Here is a 13,091-nt window from a genome sequence, read left to right on the forward strand (position 1 = left end):
GTAGGCCCGGATCGCTGCGCGCCATCCGGGCAAGACAAACAGGAGTTAACGCTTCAGCGCTTCACTCAGTTCGTCACGCATGTTCGCCAGCATCGCTTTCACAACGCGTGGGTTACCTGCAACGATGTTGCCGGACAGCATGTAGTTGTGGCCGCCAGTGAAATCACACACCAGGGCGCCTGCTTCACGGGCGATCAGTTCGCCAGCAGCGAAGTCCCACGGCTTCAGGCCAATTTCAAAGTAACCATCAACGCGGCCAGCGGCAACGTAGGCCAGGTCCAGCGCAGCGGAACCGGAGCGACGGAAGTCAGCGCACTCGGTAAACAGTTTGCCCAGAATTTTCATGTAAGCAGGTGCGTGCTGTTTGGCTTTGAACGGGAAACCGGTCGCCAGGATGGTGCCATCAAGATCGCGAGCGTTGGTGCCGCGCAGACGGTAGCCGTTCAGCTGTGCGCCCTGACCACGGGTCGCGGTGAAGAGTTCGTTACGCATTGGATCGTAAACCACTGCGACTTCAGTACGGCCTTTGATGCGTACGGCGATAGAAACAGAGAAGTGTGGCAGACGTTTAACGAAGTTGGTGGTGCCATCCAGTGGATCAATAACCCATTGAACATCCTGATCTTCGCCTGCATGCTCACCGCTTTCTTCGGTGATGATGGTGTGCTGCGGGTAAGATTTGCGAATGGTTTCGATAATCATCGCTTCTGCGGCTTTATCGACGTTGGTCACAAAATCATTGCTGCCTTTCTGGCTGGTTTCTACGGAATCTGGAGTTTCGTAGTGTTTGGCAATTACATTACCCGCCTTGCGCGCTGCGCGCACGGCGATGGTCAACATAGGATGTTGCATCGGTTACTCTCACTGGATGTTAAAGAACGGGGGATACGAAAACGGCGCAGAGTATAGCAGCGGGATCGGATTCTGTCTCTCGTTTATGATAACATCACCAAATATTGTTCATATCTCAGAAAAACTATGCTGCAAAATATCCGAATCGTGCTGGTCGAAACATCGCATACCGGCAATATGGGCTCCGTGGCCCGTGCTATGAAAACCATGGGCTTAACCAATCTCTGGCTGGTTAACCCGCTGGTCAAACCTGACTCACAAGCCATCGCGCTCGCCGCGGGCGCCAGTGACGTCATTGGCAATGCGCAAATTGTCGATACCCTCGATGAAGCTTTAGCTGGCTGTAGCCTGGTGGTCGGCACCAGCGCGCGTTCGCGCACCCTGCCGTGGCCGATGCTCGATCCGCGTGAATGCGGCCTGAAAAGCATTGCCGAAGGTCAGCATGCGCCGGTGGCGCTGGTGTTTGGCCGTGAGCGCGTGGGCCTGACTAACGATGAGCTGCAGAAGTGTCATTATCATGTCGCCATTGCCGCTAACCCGGAGTACAGCTCGCTGAACCTGGCGATGGCCGTGCAGGTGATCGCCTACGAAGTGCGGATGGCGTGGCTGGCCACCCAGGAAAACGAGACCTACGCCGCACCGGAAGAGACGCCGTACCCGCTGGTGGACGATCTGGAGCGTTTCTATGGTCATCTGGAGCAGACCCTGCTCGCCACCGGCTTTATTCGCGCTGGCCATCCAGGGCAGGTGATGAACCGACTGCGCCGCCTCTTTACCCGTGCTCGCCCGGAAAGCCAGGAGCTGAACATCCTGCGCGGTATTCTGGCGTCGATTGAGCAAAAGAATAAAGAGTAAGGCTGATGTCCGGCGGCGCTGCGTTTGTTCGGGCCAACGGATCGTTTGACCGGGTAAGCGAAGCGTTACCCGGCAAAAACTGATGAGCGCACAGAAGGTTAAATACCTGACTAAAACAGTCAAGTAAATAGTTGACCAAATTAGTCGGGAATGTCAGACTTGGCCCTGCTATGCAATACCCCCACTTTACAATAAAAATCCCCGGGCAGGGGCGAGTTTGAGGTTAAGTAAGACATGAGACTGACATCTAAAGGGCGTTATGCCGTGACCGCGATGCTGGACGTTGCGCTCAACTCCGAATCGGGCCCGGTTCCATTGGCTGATATTTCTGAACGTCAGGGAATCTCCCTCTCTTATCTGGAACAGCTTTTCTCCCGACTGCGTAAAAACGGCCTGGTTTCCAGCGTTCGCGGTCCTGGCGGCGGATATCTGTTAGGTAAAGACGCGGGCAGTATTGCCGTTGGCGAAGTCATTAGCGCGGTTGACGAATCCGTTGACGCGACCCGTTGCCAGGGTAAAGGCGGCTGTCAGGGCGGCGATAAATGCCTGACTCACGCGCTGTGGCGCGATCTGAGCGACCGTCTGACCGGCTTCCTGAATAACATCACCATTGGTGAACTGGTTAACAACCAGGAAGTGCTGGACGTCTCTGGTCGTCAGCACTCGCACGAGTCCCATCGTAATACCCGCGCGCAGGACGCAATCGACGTCAAATTACGCGCCTAATTTGCCCGTTATATTTCGTGCAGCAACTGCGTTGGCCGCACGTGCTGCAACATGAACTATGTAGGGCAAAAATAATAAGATTTCAGAATCAGGCCGGGGCATCGCGCCCCGTGTACTCGGTCGTACATCCAGCCGGTTGCCTGATTCCTTGCATTGAAGCGATGTACGGAGTTTAAAGAGCAATGAAATTACCTATCTATCTCGATTACTCCGCAACCACGCCGGTGGACCCGCGTGTTGCCGAGAAAATGATGCAGTGTCTGACCCTGGACGGAAACTTTGGTAACCCGGCCTCCCGTTCACACCGTTTTGGCTGGCATGCTGAAGAGGCGGTAGATATCGCCCGTAATCAGATTGCCGAGCTGGTTGGCGCTGACCCGCGTGAGATTGTTTTCACCTCCGGTGCGACCGAATCCGATAACCTGGCGATCAAAGGTGCAGCCAATTTCTATCAGAAAAAAGGCAAGCACATCATCACCAGCAAAACCGAACACAAAGCCGTGCTGGACACCTGTCGTCAGCTCGAGCGTGAAGGGTTTGAAGTGACTTACCTGGCGCCTCAGCGCAACGGTATCATCAACCTGAAAGAGCTTGAAGCGGCAATGCGTGATGACACCATTCTGGTCTCCATCATGCACGTTAACAACGAAATCGGCGTGGTGCAGGATATCGCCACTATCGGCGAGCTGTGCCGTGCACGCGGTATCATCTACCACGTTGATGCGACCCAGAGCGTGGGCAAACTGCCTATCGACCTGAGCCAGCTGAAAGTAGACCTGATGTCCTTCTCCGGCCACAAAATCTATGGCCCGAAAGGCATTGGCGCGCTGTATGTGCGTCGTAAGCCACGTATCCGTATCGAATCCCAGATGCACGGCGGCGGTCACGAGCGCGGTATGCGTTCCGGTACGCTGCCTGTTCACCAGATCGTGGGTATGGGTGAAGCCTACCGTATCGCCAAAGAAGAGATGGAAACCGAGATGGCGCGCCTGCGTACGCTGCGCAACCGTCTGTGGGAAGGCGTGAAAGATATGGAAGAGGTCTACCTGAACGGCGATCTCGAGCAGGGCGCACCGAACATTCTGAACGTCAGCTTCAACTATGTTGAAGGCGAGTCGCTGATCATGGCCCTGAAAGATCTGGCCGTCTCTTCCGGTTCTGCGTGTACTTCCGCAAGCCTCGAGCCGTCCTACGTGCTGCGCGCACTGGGCATGACCGACGAACTGGCACACAGCTCTATCCGTTTCTCTTTAGGTCGTTTTACTACCGATGAAGAGATTGACTACACCATCAAACTGGTTCGCAACTCCATTGGCCGTCTGCGTGACCTTTCTCCACTGTGGGAAATGTTCAAAGAAGGCGTGGATCTGAACAGCATTGAATGGTCACATCACTAATCGGTTTGTAAGGAGAATTCAACATGGCATACAGCGAAAAAGTTATCGATCATTATGAGAATCCACGTAACGTGGGTTCTTTCGACAACAGCGACGACAGCGTGGGCAGCGGCATGGTGGGTGCACCGGCCTGTGGCGACGTGATGAAGTTGCAGATTAAAGTCAACAATGAAGGTATCATTGAAGACGCGCGCTTTAAGACCTACGGTTGCGGTTCCGCAATCGCCTCCAGCTCCCTGGTCACCGAGTGGGTGAAGGGTAAATCTCTGGACGAAGCGCAGGCAATTAAAAATACCGATATTGCTGACGAACTCGAACTGCCGCCGGTGAAAATTCACTGCTCTATCCTGGCGGAAGATGCGATTAAAGCCGCAATTGCGGATTACAAAAGCAAACGTGACGCAAAATAATTAGTTGAGGTTGTTATGTCGATTACCCTTAGCGACAGCGCTGCCGCGCGAGTAAGCTCCTTCCTGGCAAACCGTGGCAAAGGCTTCGGCCTGCGACTGGGTGTACGCACCTCCGGCTGTTCCGGTATGGCGTATGTACTGGAATTTGTTGACGAACCTGCGGTGGACGATACCGTATTCGAAGACAAAGGCGTGAAGGTAGTGGTCGATGGTAAAAGCCTGCAGTTCCTGAATGGCACTCAGCTGGACTTTGTAAAAGAAGGCCTGAACGAAGGGTTTAAATTCACTAACCCGAACGTTAAAGACGAGTGCGGCTGCGGCGAAAGCTTCCACGTTTAATTGCGTATCACCTGCTAACCCCACCGCAGCCAGGCTGTGTGTGGGGTTTGCTTTAATCAGCTAACCCTGAGATTGTTATGGATTACTTCACCCTCTTTGGGTTACCAGCCGGGTATGAAATTGATACTCAGGCGCTGGCGGCCCGTTTCCAGGATCTGCAACGTCAGTATCATCCGGATAAATTCGCCAGCGGCACGCAGGCGGAACAACTGGCGGCGGTGCAGCACTCTGCGACCATCAATCAGGCGTGGCAAACCCTGCGCAATCCGCTGAGCCGGGCAGAATATCTGCTCTCGCGCCACGGTTTTGATCTCGCCAGTGAGCAACACACCGTTCGCGACACCGCCTTCCTGATGGAACAGCTGGAATTGCGCGAAGAGCTGGATGAGATCGAACAGGCGAAAGACGAAGCCCGTCTTGAGCGCTTTATTACGCGCGTTAAAGGCATGTTCGATACCCGCCATCAGCAGATGGTTGACCAATTGAATAACGAGACGTGGGACGTAGCGGCCGACACTGTGCGCAAGCTGCGTTTTCTCGATAAACTGCGAAGCAGTGCTGAACAACTCGAAGAAAAGCTGCTCGATTTTTAATTTCGGAAGCAATTATGGCCTTATTACAAATTAGTGAGCCGGGCTTAAGTGCCGCGCCGCACCAGCGTCGTCTGGCGGTAGGCATCGACTTAGGCACCACCAACTCGCTGGTAGCGACCGTACGCAGCGGCCAGGCTGAGACGCTGGCGGATGCGGACGGCCAACACCTGCTGCCGTCTGTGGTCCACTATCAGCCCCAGGGCCACAGCGTGGGCTATGACGCCCGTGCCAACGCGGCACAAGATCCGGCCAACACCATCAGTTCGGTAAAACGCATGATGGGCCGCTCGCTGGCTGACATCCAGAGCCGTTACCCGTATCTGCCGTATCAGCTGCAGGCCAGTGAAAACGGCCTGCCGATGATCGCCACTACCGCCGGTCTGTTAAACCCGATCCGTGTTTCCGCCGATATCCTCAAGGCGCTGGCCGCCCGCGCGACCGCGACGCTGGAAGGTGAGCTGGATGGCGTGGTGATCACCGTTCCGGCCTATTTTGATGACGCCCAGCGTCAGGGCACCAAAGACGCGGCGCGTCTGGCGGGCCTGCATGTGCTGCGCCTGCTCAATGAGCCGACCGCTGCTGCCATTGCCTACGGCCTCGACTCCGGTCAGGAAGGGGTGATTGCGGTTTACGATCTCGGCGGCGGCACCTTTGATATCTCTATCCTGCGCCTGAGCCGCGGCGTGTTTGAAGTGCTGGCCACCGGCGGGGATTCCGCGCTGGGTGGGGATGACTTCGACCACCTGCTGGCGGACTACATTCGCGAGCAGGCGGGGATTACCGATCGCAGCGATGCGCGCGTACAGCGTGAACTGCTGGATGCGGCGATCGACGCCAAAATTGCGCTGAGCGATGCGCAGACGGTTACCGTAAATGTTGCTGGCTGGCAGGGTGAAATTACCCGCGACCAGTTCAGCGATCTGATTGCCCCGCTGGTGAAACGCACTCTGCTGGCCTGCCGTCGCGCGCTGAAAGATGCGGGCGTCGAGGCAGAAGAGGTGCTGGACGTGGTTATGGTCGGCGGTTCGACCCGCGTGCCGCTGGTGCGCGAGCGTGTGGGCGAATTCTTTGGCCGCACGCCGCTTACCTCCATCGACCCGGACAAAGTGGTTGCCGTAGGCGCCGCAATCCAGGCTGATATCCTGGTCGGCAACAAGCCGGACAGCGAAATGCTGCTGCTGGACGTGATCCCGCTGTCCCTTGGTTTAGAAACCATGGGTGGTCTGGTGGAGAAAGTGATCCCGCGTAACACCACCATTCCGGTGGCGCGCGCACAGGAGTTCACCACCTTTAAAGACGGCCAGACGGCGATGTCGATCCACGTGTTGCAGGGCGAGCGCGAGCTGGTCCAGGACTGTCGTTCACTGGCGCGTTTTGCGCTGCGCGGCATTCCGGCGCTTCCTGCGGGTGGGGCGCATATCCGCGTGACCTTCCAGGTGGATGCCGACGGCCTGCTGAGCGTCACGGCGATGGAAAAATCGACCGGTGTCGAATCCTCCATTCAGGTGAAGCCGTCCTACGGTCTGACCGATGGCGAAATCGCCACCATGATTCAGGACTCAATGAGCTACGCCGAGCAGGATGTGAAGGCGCGTATGCTGGCCGAACAGAAAGTCGAAGCCGCACGCGTGCTGGAAAGCCTGAATAGCGCACTCACTGCTGATGCCGCGCTGCTAAGCGCCGCTGAACGTCAGGCCATTGACGATGCCGTCGCGCAACTGGGCGCGGTCGCAGAAGGCAATGACGCTGACGCTATAGAACAAGCCATTAAAAACGTTGATAAACAAACCCAGGAGTTCGCCGCTCGCCGTATGGATCAGTCAGTCCGTACCGCGCTGAAAGGCCACTCCGTGGACGAGGTTTAATATGCCAAAGATTGTTTTTTTGCCACATGCGGACCTTTGTCCCGATGGCGCCGTTCTGGAAGCTGAGACTGGCGAAACTATCCTTAACGTTGCCCTGCGTCACGGCATCGAAGTGGAACACGCCTGTGAAAAATCCTGTGCCTGCACGACTTGCCACTGCATCGTTCGCGAGGGGTTTGACTCCCTGGCGGAGAGCACAGAAGATGAAGACGACATGCTCGATAAAGCATGGGGTCTGGAGCCGGAAAGCCGTCTGAGCTGTCAGGCGCGCGTCACCGATGAAGATCTGGTGGTCGAACTTCCGCGTTATACTCTCAACCACGCACGCGAGCATTAATATGGGACTGAAGTGGACAGACAGCCGTGAAATCGGCGAGGCGCTGTATGACGCCAACCCGGATCTCGATCCGAAGACCGTACGCTTCACCGATATGCATCAGTGGATTTGCGATCTGGAAGAGTTTGACGACGATCCCAACGCATCCAATGAAAAAATTCTGGAGGCGATTCTGTTAGTCTGGTTAGATGAAGCAGAATAATTTCCACGTCATGCTTCACGTTGCCGATGCGTTGGCTGCGCTTGTTCACCCCAGTCACAGAGTTATCTCTGCTCCTGGGGATTCACTCGCTTGCCACGTTACTCGGCCTGCGCCTCGCCCCTTCGGGGCCAGCGCAAGCGCTGTTCAAAACGCCAGAGCGTTTTGTCCCGCAACGCGAATCATTTAGTGGAAAAAGACTCTATGGGCTGCCTTCAGGCGGCCCGTTTGCTAATAAGGATAAATAAAAATGACCGAAGCGATGAAGATTACGCTCTCTACTCAGCCAGCCGATGCGCGCTGGGGTGAAAAAGCGACTTACAGCATCAATAATGACGGCATTACCCTGCACCTTAACGGCAGCGACGATTTAGGTCTGATTCAGCGCGCGGCCCGTAAAATCGACGGTCTGGGTATCAAGCACGTTACCCTCGATGGCGAAGGCTGGGATGTGGATCGCAGCTGGGCATTTTCGTCGGGCTACAAAGGCCCAAAAGGTACCCGCAAAATTGAGTGGGCTAACCTTGACGCGGCAGCGCAAAAAGAGCTGACCAGCCGTCTCACCATTATTGACTGGGTGCGCGACACCATCAACGCCCCGGCCGAAGAGTTAGGCCCTGAGCAGCTGGCGCAGCGTGCGGTGGATCTGCTGAACAACGTGGCAGGCGATAACGTCTCTTACCGCATCACCAAAGGTGAAGATCTGCGCGAGCAGAACTACATGGGCATTCACACCGTCGGTCGCGGCTCTGAGCGCCCACCGGTTCTGCTGGCTCTGGATTACAACCCAACCGGCGATAAAGCGGCCCCTGTCTTCGCCTGCCTGGTCGGGAAAGGCATCACCTTCGATACCGGCGGTTACAGCCTGAAGCAGAGCGCGTTCATGGACTCAATGAAGTCCGATATGGGCGGCGCGGCCACCATTACCGGCGCACTGGCCTTTGCCATCACCCGTGGTTTGAACAAGCGCGTGAAGCTGTATCTGTGCTGCGCCGACAACATGGTGAGCGGTAACGCCTTTAAGCTGGGCGACATCATCCGCTACCGCAACGGCAAAAACGTCGAAGTGATGAACACCGACGCCGAAGGCCGTCTGGTGCTGGCCGATGGCCTGATTGACGCCTGTGCGCAGAAACCAGAGCTGATCATCGATATGGCGACCCTGACCGGGGCCGCGAAAACCGCGCTGGGCAACGATTATCACGCGCTGTTCAGCTTCGACGACAAGCTGGCGAACCGCCTGCTGGCGAGTGCCGCCGCCGAGAACGAGCCGTTCTGGCGTCTGCCGCTGGCTGAGTTCCACCGCAACCAGTTGCCGTCAAACTTTGCCGAACTGAATAACACCGCCAGCGCGGCTTACCCGGCAGGCGCCAGCACCGCCGCCGGTTTCCTGTCGCACTTCGTTGAAAACTATCGCGAAGGCTGGCTGCACATCGACTGCTCCGCGACCTACCGTAAAGCAGCGGTCGAGCAGTGGTCTGCCGGCGCTACCGGTCTGGGCGTGCGTACCATTGCGAACCTGCTGACGGCTGAGTAACTTTTTCCCCCTCAACCCAGCCCTCTCCCTGTAGGGGAGAGGGTGTTCATATTCCCTCTTGCCTCTGGAAGAGGGTTTGGGTGAGGGGCAAATGCACCATCTGGAACTTTTATGTCAGAAACCAAAAACGAATTAGAAACCCTGCTGGAGAAAGCGGCCACCGAGCCAGCCCATCGTCCGGCCTTTTTCCGCACGCTGCTGGAGTCCACCGTCTGGGTGCCCGGCACCGCCGCGGAAGGTGAGCAGGTTGTTGAGGACAGCGCGCTGGATCTGCTGCACTGGGAAAAAGATGACGGCACTTCGGTGATCCCGTTCTTCTCCTCGCTGGCGGCCTTGCAGGAAGCAGTGGAAGATGAGCAGGCGTTCGTGGTGATGCCGGTACGCACGCTGTTTGAGATGACGCTGGGCGAAACCCTGTTCCTGAACGCCAAACTGCCGACCGGAAAAGAGTTCACCCCGCGCGAAATCAGTCATCTGATTGGCGAGGAGGGCAACCCGCTCAGTACCCAGGAGGTGCTGGAAGGCGGTGAGTCGCTGCTGCTGTCGGAAGTGGCCGAGCCACCGGCGCAGATGATCGACTCCCTGACCACCCTTTTCCAAACCATCAAACCCGTCAAACGCGCGTTTCTCTGCTCCATCAAAGAGCAGGCTGACGAACAGCCAGTGTTGCTGATTGGCATCGAGGCGGATGGTGAGATCGACGATATCATTCAGGCCGCGGGCAGCGTCGCGACTGACACCCTGCCGGGCGACGAGCCGATCGATATCTGCCGGGTAGTCAAAGGGGAGAAGGGCATTAGCCACTTTATCACCGAACACATCACGCCGTTCTACGAACGCCGCTGGGGTGGCTTCCTGCGTGATTTCAAAAACAACCGTATTATCTGAATCCTTCCGGGGTGAGCACTCACCCCGTTGCTTCCAGCAGCAGTAAATCCATCAGCAGCACCAGGTTCGACTCAAACGACGTCACCCCTGCGGCTTCGGCGGCGAAATGCACCGCTTCGTCGTACAAGGCAAAATGCAGATCCGCCATCCCCGCCAGGGTGTTCGCTGAGGCGCGGGTAAAGGCCACTACCGTCATGCCCACGTTCTGCGCGATACGCGCCTTATCCAGCACCTGCTCTGTTTCCCCACTGCGCGAGACCGCGATGAAGACCTGATAGCGCGAGGCATTACTGAGGAAAATGTTGCGGCTGTCGCCCGGGCCAGAGATAAACGCCGTCTTGCCCAGTACCTGCAGTTTTTTGGTCAGGTACTCGGCAAAAAGATAGGAAAAGCCCGCGCCATAAAGAAAGAAGCTCTCTTTTTCCCGCAGCAGTTCAGCAAAGCGGCGACGTTTTTCCGGCGTCGCCCACTGGAAGGTCTGCTGGTAGTTGGCGATGAACTGATTAAACAGCACTGGTAATTCTGCCGTCTGGCTGGCTTCAGCCGCAATGTGCGGCGTATCGCTCAACAGCTGCTTGCAGTGCCAGGTGAACTCGCTGAAACCGCTGAACCCCAGCTTGCGGCACAGGCGCATGATGGTGGCGGTGGAGACGAACGTAGCCTGCGCCAGCTCCCGCACCCGGATGTGGCCCACCAGCAGCGGATGCTCGGTGAGGTGGGCCAGCACGCGATACTCTGCGCGGGTCAGAGACTCCCCGCGCGTTAACAATGTCGCCAGACGGTTATCCATTACTGTGACGGTTCAACCGGCAGATCGTCCCGCGCACCCCATTCACTCCACGCACCGTCATACAGCGTGACGTCGGTTTTGCCGAGGGTCGCCAGCGCCAGAATAACCACGCAGGCGGTGACGCCGGAGCCACAGCTGGCGACGATCGGCTGATGCAGATCCACACCCTGACGCGAGAAAATCTCACGCAGCTCGTCGGTGGTTTTCAGCTCACCTTCAAACACCAGATCGCCCCAGGGCACATTAAGCGCGCCGGGGATATGGCCGCGCTTGAGGCCTGGCCGCGGTTCGTCGGCCTCGGCGTTGAAGCGCGGGGCAGGGCGGGCATCGACAATCTTTGCGGTCTGCTCGTGGCTTGCCAGCAGCACGTCGGTAACACGCTTGATCGCCCCTGCGTCGAAGCTGGCTTCAAAATCGCCGTCTGGCAGGGCGACGTCGCCCTGCTGAAGCGGCAACTCAGCCCGCTGCCAGCCAGCAAGACCGCCCGCCAGGATCGACACCTTTTCGACGCCAAAGGTTTTCAGCATCCACCAGGCGCGTGGGGCAGAGAAGAGATTCCCTTCATCATAAATAACCAGATGCTTATCATGGCTGACGCCCAGCTCGCGCATGGCTACGGCAAAGGCTTCCGGGCGCGGCATCATATGCGGCAGGGGAGAGGTGTGATCGGAGAGGGCTTCAATATCAAAAAATACCGCCCCTGGCAGATGCCCGGCGCGGTATTCCGCGGGAACGTCACGATGCTCCTGGCCCGGCGGCGCCATGCGCGCGTCGAGGATCTGGACTTCAGGGTCATCACTGTGCTCAATCAGCCAGTCGGCTGCGACAAAATACGAGGTGGACATGGTTGCCTCCATTAATGAATCCATTGATGGATTGTCGGTGTTTTTTCTGACACCGACAAGCGAACCACGTTCAACTCGCGAGCAAACCCTTATTTTTTCACTGCTTCCCCATCCTGCCACGCTTTTTGCAGCGCCGGCCAGTAGGCCTGGTTGGCTTCAATCATCTCATCCAGAATCGCTTTGGCATGCTCCATCGTCGGCACGGTGCGGTTGAGGGTAAACGCCTGCAACGCTTTTTCGTAACTGCCTTCGATGGTGGCTTCGACCAGTAACTGCTCCGAGGCCAGCTGCTGTTGCAGCAGGGTCTGGTGGAACAGCGGCACCCGGCCAATGCGGATCGGCTCTGGTCCCTCGCTGGTGATATACGCGGGCACCTCGACCATCGCGTCATACGGCAGGTTGACGATCGCCCCCCGGTTTTCCACCATCACCAGATGGCGCTGACGCAGGTTAAACGCCAGTGAGCGGGCCACATCCACAATAAACTCGCCATGAACGCCCACATGGAACGCATCCGGCAGGATCCCGGTCTGTTTATACTCCTCGGCGGCGGCAAACAGTTTTTTCTCACGACCGTTCATCACTTCGTTGGCGCGGGTATAGTCCGGGTTCTGGTGCTCTACAATCTGATTCGGCATCAGGTAGTACTGCAGATACGGGTTCGGCAGATACTCGGGGAAGTTATCCATGATCGGCTTAATGTTGCGCCAGGTTTTCACCCACGACGGATCCGAGTGCTGCGGGTCGGTTTTGGCTGCATCTTCGGTCAGCAGGCCAAATTTGGCGACATGGCGGCGCACCTCCGGCAAATTATCCTCGCCATCCACCAGTATCCGGGTAAACCAGCCGAAGTGGTTCAGGCCAAAGTAATCCACCTCGAGCTTGTGGCGATCCACACCCAGAATAGCCCCTATGTTACGCATGGCTGCGACCGGCATATCGCAAATATTCAGCACCCGGGCCTCTGGTCGCAGGCGGCGCACACCCTCGGCGACGATGGCCGCCGGGTTAGAGTAGTTAACGATCCACGCTTTTTCGTGAGCATAACGATCAACCATGTCGATCAGCTCAACCATTGGCAGGATGGTGCGCAAACCGTACGCCAGCCCGCCCGGGCCGCAGGTCTCCTGGCCGACAACGCCGTGACGCAGGGGGATTTTCTCATCCTGCTCGCGCATTTTGTACTGGCCGACACGCATCTGGGCGAAGACGAAATGGGCACCGCTGAAGGCCACTTCCGGGTCGCTGGTGACGATAAATTTAATGCTCTGGCTGTGATCGCGAATCACCTTCTCCACCACAGGCGCGATGGTGTTTTGCCGCGCGTCATCAATGTCGTAGAGGCGAATTTCGGCCAGCGGGAATTTGTCCAGCTGCACCATCAGGCTTTTCACAATCCCTGGCGTATAGGTGCTGCCACCACCGGCGATAGAGAGAATAAATGGGGGTGTAATCATG

The 13,091-nt window shown here is 57.1% G+C and carries 15 protein-coding genes; 11 read left to right on the forward strand and 4 right to left on the reverse strand.

Translation table 11 applies throughout. The features are described from left to right. Positions 1 to 45 precede the first annotated feature (45 nt). Positions 46 to 852 (reverse strand): inositol-1-monophosphatase, encoded by an 807-nt coding sequence (gene suhB / locus C3F35_RS17770; RefSeq protein ID WP_098946264.1) that lies wholly within the window; start codon positions 850 to 852, stop codon positions 46 to 48. A 126-nt stretch (positions 853 to 978) separates the two neighbouring features. Between suhB and trmJ the strand changes: the two genes are divergently transcribed. The 11 genes from trmJ to sseB all read left to right on the forward strand — a co-directional run bounded on the left by trmJ (position 979) and on the right by sseB (position 9,998). Next, positions 979 to 1,707 carry a tRNA (cytosine(32)/uridine(32)-2'-O)-methyltransferase TrmJ gene (gene trmJ, locus C3F35_RS17780; protein ID WP_032613132.1) on the forward strand — a complete coding sequence of 243 codons (729 nt, stop codon included), beginning with the start codon at positions 979 to 981 and terminating at the stop codon, positions 1,705 to 1,707. Positions 1,708 to 1,941: 234 nt separating this feature from the next. After that, the gene (iscR, locus tag C3F35_RS17785) at positions 1,942 to 2,433 is read left to right on the forward strand and encodes a Fe-S cluster assembly transcriptional regulator IscR (RefSeq protein WP_032613130.1); all 492 of its coding nucleotides are present in this window, start codon (positions 1,942 to 1,944) and stop codon (positions 2,431 to 2,433) included. A gap of 182 nt (positions 2,434 to 2,615) precedes the next feature. Continuing rightward, the gene (locus C3F35_RS17790; protein WP_103793073.1) at positions 2,616 to 3,830 is read left to right on the forward strand and encodes an IscS subfamily cysteine desulfurase; all 1,215 of its coding nucleotides are present in this window, start codon (positions 2,616 to 2,618) and stop codon (positions 3,828 to 3,830) included. Between the two features lie 23 nt (positions 3,831 to 3,853). Continuing rightward, positions 3,854 to 4,240: a Fe-S cluster assembly scaffold IscU gene (gene iscU, locus C3F35_RS17795; RefSeq protein ID WP_032613127.1), complete on the forward strand. Its 387-nt coding sequence runs from the start codon at positions 3,854 to 3,856 to the stop codon at positions 4,238 to 4,240. 15 nt (positions 4,241 to 4,255) lie between these two features. Continuing rightward, positions 4,256 to 4,579, forward strand: coding sequence for an iron-sulfur cluster assembly protein IscA (iscA, locus tag C3F35_RS17800; RefSeq protein ID WP_032613125.1), 324 nt, complete (start codon positions 4,256 to 4,258; stop codon positions 4,577 to 4,579). A gap of 77 nt (positions 4,580 to 4,656) precedes the next feature. After that, positions 4,657 to 5,172, forward strand: a complete 516-nt coding sequence (gene hscB / locus C3F35_RS17805) for a co-chaperone HscB (RefSeq protein ID WP_032613123.1) — start codon at positions 4,657 to 4,659, stop codon at positions 5,170 to 5,172. Between the two features lie 14 nt (positions 5,173 to 5,186). After that, entirely contained in the window at positions 5,187 to 7,037 is a 1,851-nt protein-coding gene (gene hscA / locus C3F35_RS17810) for a Fe-S protein assembly chaperone HscA (RefSeq protein ID WP_103793072.1), read from the forward strand. Position 7,038: 1 nt separating this feature from the next. Beyond that, the gene (gene fdx / locus C3F35_RS17815; protein ID WP_032613120.1) at positions 7,039 to 7,374 is read left to right on the forward strand and encodes an ISC system 2Fe-2S type ferredoxin; all 336 of its coding nucleotides are present in this window, start codon (positions 7,039 to 7,041) and stop codon (positions 7,372 to 7,374) included. 1 nt (position 7,375) lies between these two features. Further along, complete coding sequence (gene iscX, locus C3F35_RS17820; RefSeq protein ID WP_032613119.1) at positions 7,376 to 7,576, forward strand: Fe-S cluster assembly protein IscX; 201 nt, start codon at positions 7,376 to 7,378, stop codon at positions 7,574 to 7,576. A 247-nt stretch (positions 7,577 to 7,823) separates the two neighbouring features. Beyond that, positions 7,824 to 9,110, forward strand: coding sequence for an aminopeptidase PepB (gene pepB / locus C3F35_RS17830; RefSeq protein ID WP_059307398.1), 1,287 nt, complete (start codon positions 7,824 to 7,826; stop codon positions 9,108 to 9,110). Between the two features lie 111 nt (positions 9,111 to 9,221). After that, entirely contained in the window at positions 9,222 to 9,998 is a 777-nt protein-coding gene (gene sseB, locus C3F35_RS17835; protein ID WP_032613116.1) for an enhanced serine sensitivity protein SseB, read from the forward strand. Between the two features lie 19 nt (positions 9,999 to 10,017). Here the strand turns inward: sseB and C3F35_RS17840 are convergent, their stop codons facing one another. The 3 genes from C3F35_RS17840 to C3F35_RS17850 form a co-directional block, all read right to left on the reverse strand. Continuing rightward, on the reverse strand, positions 10,018 to 10,788 hold the full coding sequence (locus tag C3F35_RS17840) for a MurR/RpiR family transcriptional regulator (protein WP_077226719.1): 771 nt from the start codon (positions 10,786 to 10,788) through the stop codon (positions 10,018 to 10,020). Next, positions 10,788 to 11,633 carry a 3-mercaptopyruvate sulfurtransferase gene (gene sseA / locus C3F35_RS17845; RefSeq protein WP_103793092.1) on the reverse strand — a complete coding sequence of 282 codons (846 nt, stop codon included), beginning with the start codon at positions 11,631 to 11,633 and terminating at the stop codon, positions 10,788 to 10,790. Before sseA ends, C3F35_RS17840 begins: the two co-directional genes overlap by 1 nt. A gap of 89 nt (positions 11,634 to 11,722) precedes the next feature. Continuing rightward, entirely contained in the window at positions 11,723 to 13,090 is a 1,368-nt protein-coding gene (locus C3F35_RS17850) for a 6-phospho-alpha-glucosidase (protein WP_103793070.1), read from the reverse strand. Between the last annotated feature and the right edge of the window lies 1 nt (position 13,091).

It is taken from the genome of Leclercia sp. LSNIH3 (assembly GCF_002935105.1).
GTDB lineage: Bacteria > Pseudomonadota > Gammaproteobacteria > Enterobacterales > Enterobacteriaceae > Enterobacter > Enterobacter adecarboxylatus.

Excerpts from the sequence above, each read along its gene's own strand:
- suhB (WP_098946264.1), bottom strand. The coding sequence starts at position 852 with ATGCAACATCCTATGTTGACCATCGCCGTGCGCGCAGCGCGCAAGGCG.
- trmJ (WP_032613132.1), top strand. The coding sequence starts at position 979 with ATGCTGCAAAATATCCGAATCGTGCTGGTCGAAACATCGCATACCGGC.
- iscR (WP_032613130.1), top strand. The coding sequence starts at position 1,942 with ATGAGACTGACATCTAAAGGGCGTTATGCCGTGACCGCGATGCTGGAC.
- C3F35_RS17790 (WP_103793073.1), top strand. The coding sequence starts at position 2,616 with ATGAAATTACCTATCTATCTCGATTACTCCGCAACCACGCCGGTGGAC.
- iscU (WP_032613127.1), top strand. The coding sequence starts at position 3,854 with ATGGCATACAGCGAAAAAGTTATCGATCATTATGAGAATCCACGTAAC.
- iscA (WP_032613125.1), top strand. The coding sequence starts at position 4,256 with ATGTCGATTACCCTTAGCGACAGCGCTGCCGCGCGAGTAAGCTCCTTC.
- hscB (WP_032613123.1), top strand. The coding sequence starts at position 4,657 with ATGGATTACTTCACCCTCTTTGGGTTACCAGCCGGGTATGAAATTGAT.
- hscA (WP_103793072.1), top strand. The coding sequence starts at position 5,187 with ATGGCCTTATTACAAATTAGTGAGCCGGGCTTAAGTGCCGCGCCGCAC.
- fdx (WP_032613120.1), top strand. The coding sequence starts at position 7,039 with ATGCCAAAGATTGTTTTTTTGCCACATGCGGACCTTTGTCCCGATGGC.
- iscX (WP_032613119.1), top strand. The coding sequence starts at position 7,376 with ATGGGACTGAAGTGGACAGACAGCCGTGAAATCGGCGAGGCGCTGTAT.
- pepB (WP_059307398.1), top strand. The coding sequence starts at position 7,824 with ATGACCGAAGCGATGAAGATTACGCTCTCTACTCAGCCAGCCGATGCG.
- sseB (WP_032613116.1), top strand. The coding sequence starts at position 9,222 with ATGTCAGAAACCAAAAACGAATTAGAAACCCTGCTGGAGAAAGCGGCC.
- C3F35_RS17840 (WP_077226719.1), bottom strand. The coding sequence starts at position 10,788 with ATGGATAACCGTCTGGCGACATTGTTAACGCGCGGGGAGTCTCTGACC.
- sseA (WP_103793092.1), bottom strand. The coding sequence starts at position 11,633 with ATGTCCACCTCGTATTTTGTCGCAGCCGACTGGCTGATTGAGCACAGT.
- C3F35_RS17850 (WP_103793070.1), bottom strand. The coding sequence starts at position 13,090 with ATGATTACACCCCCATTTATTCTCTCTATCGCCGGTGGTGGCAGCACC.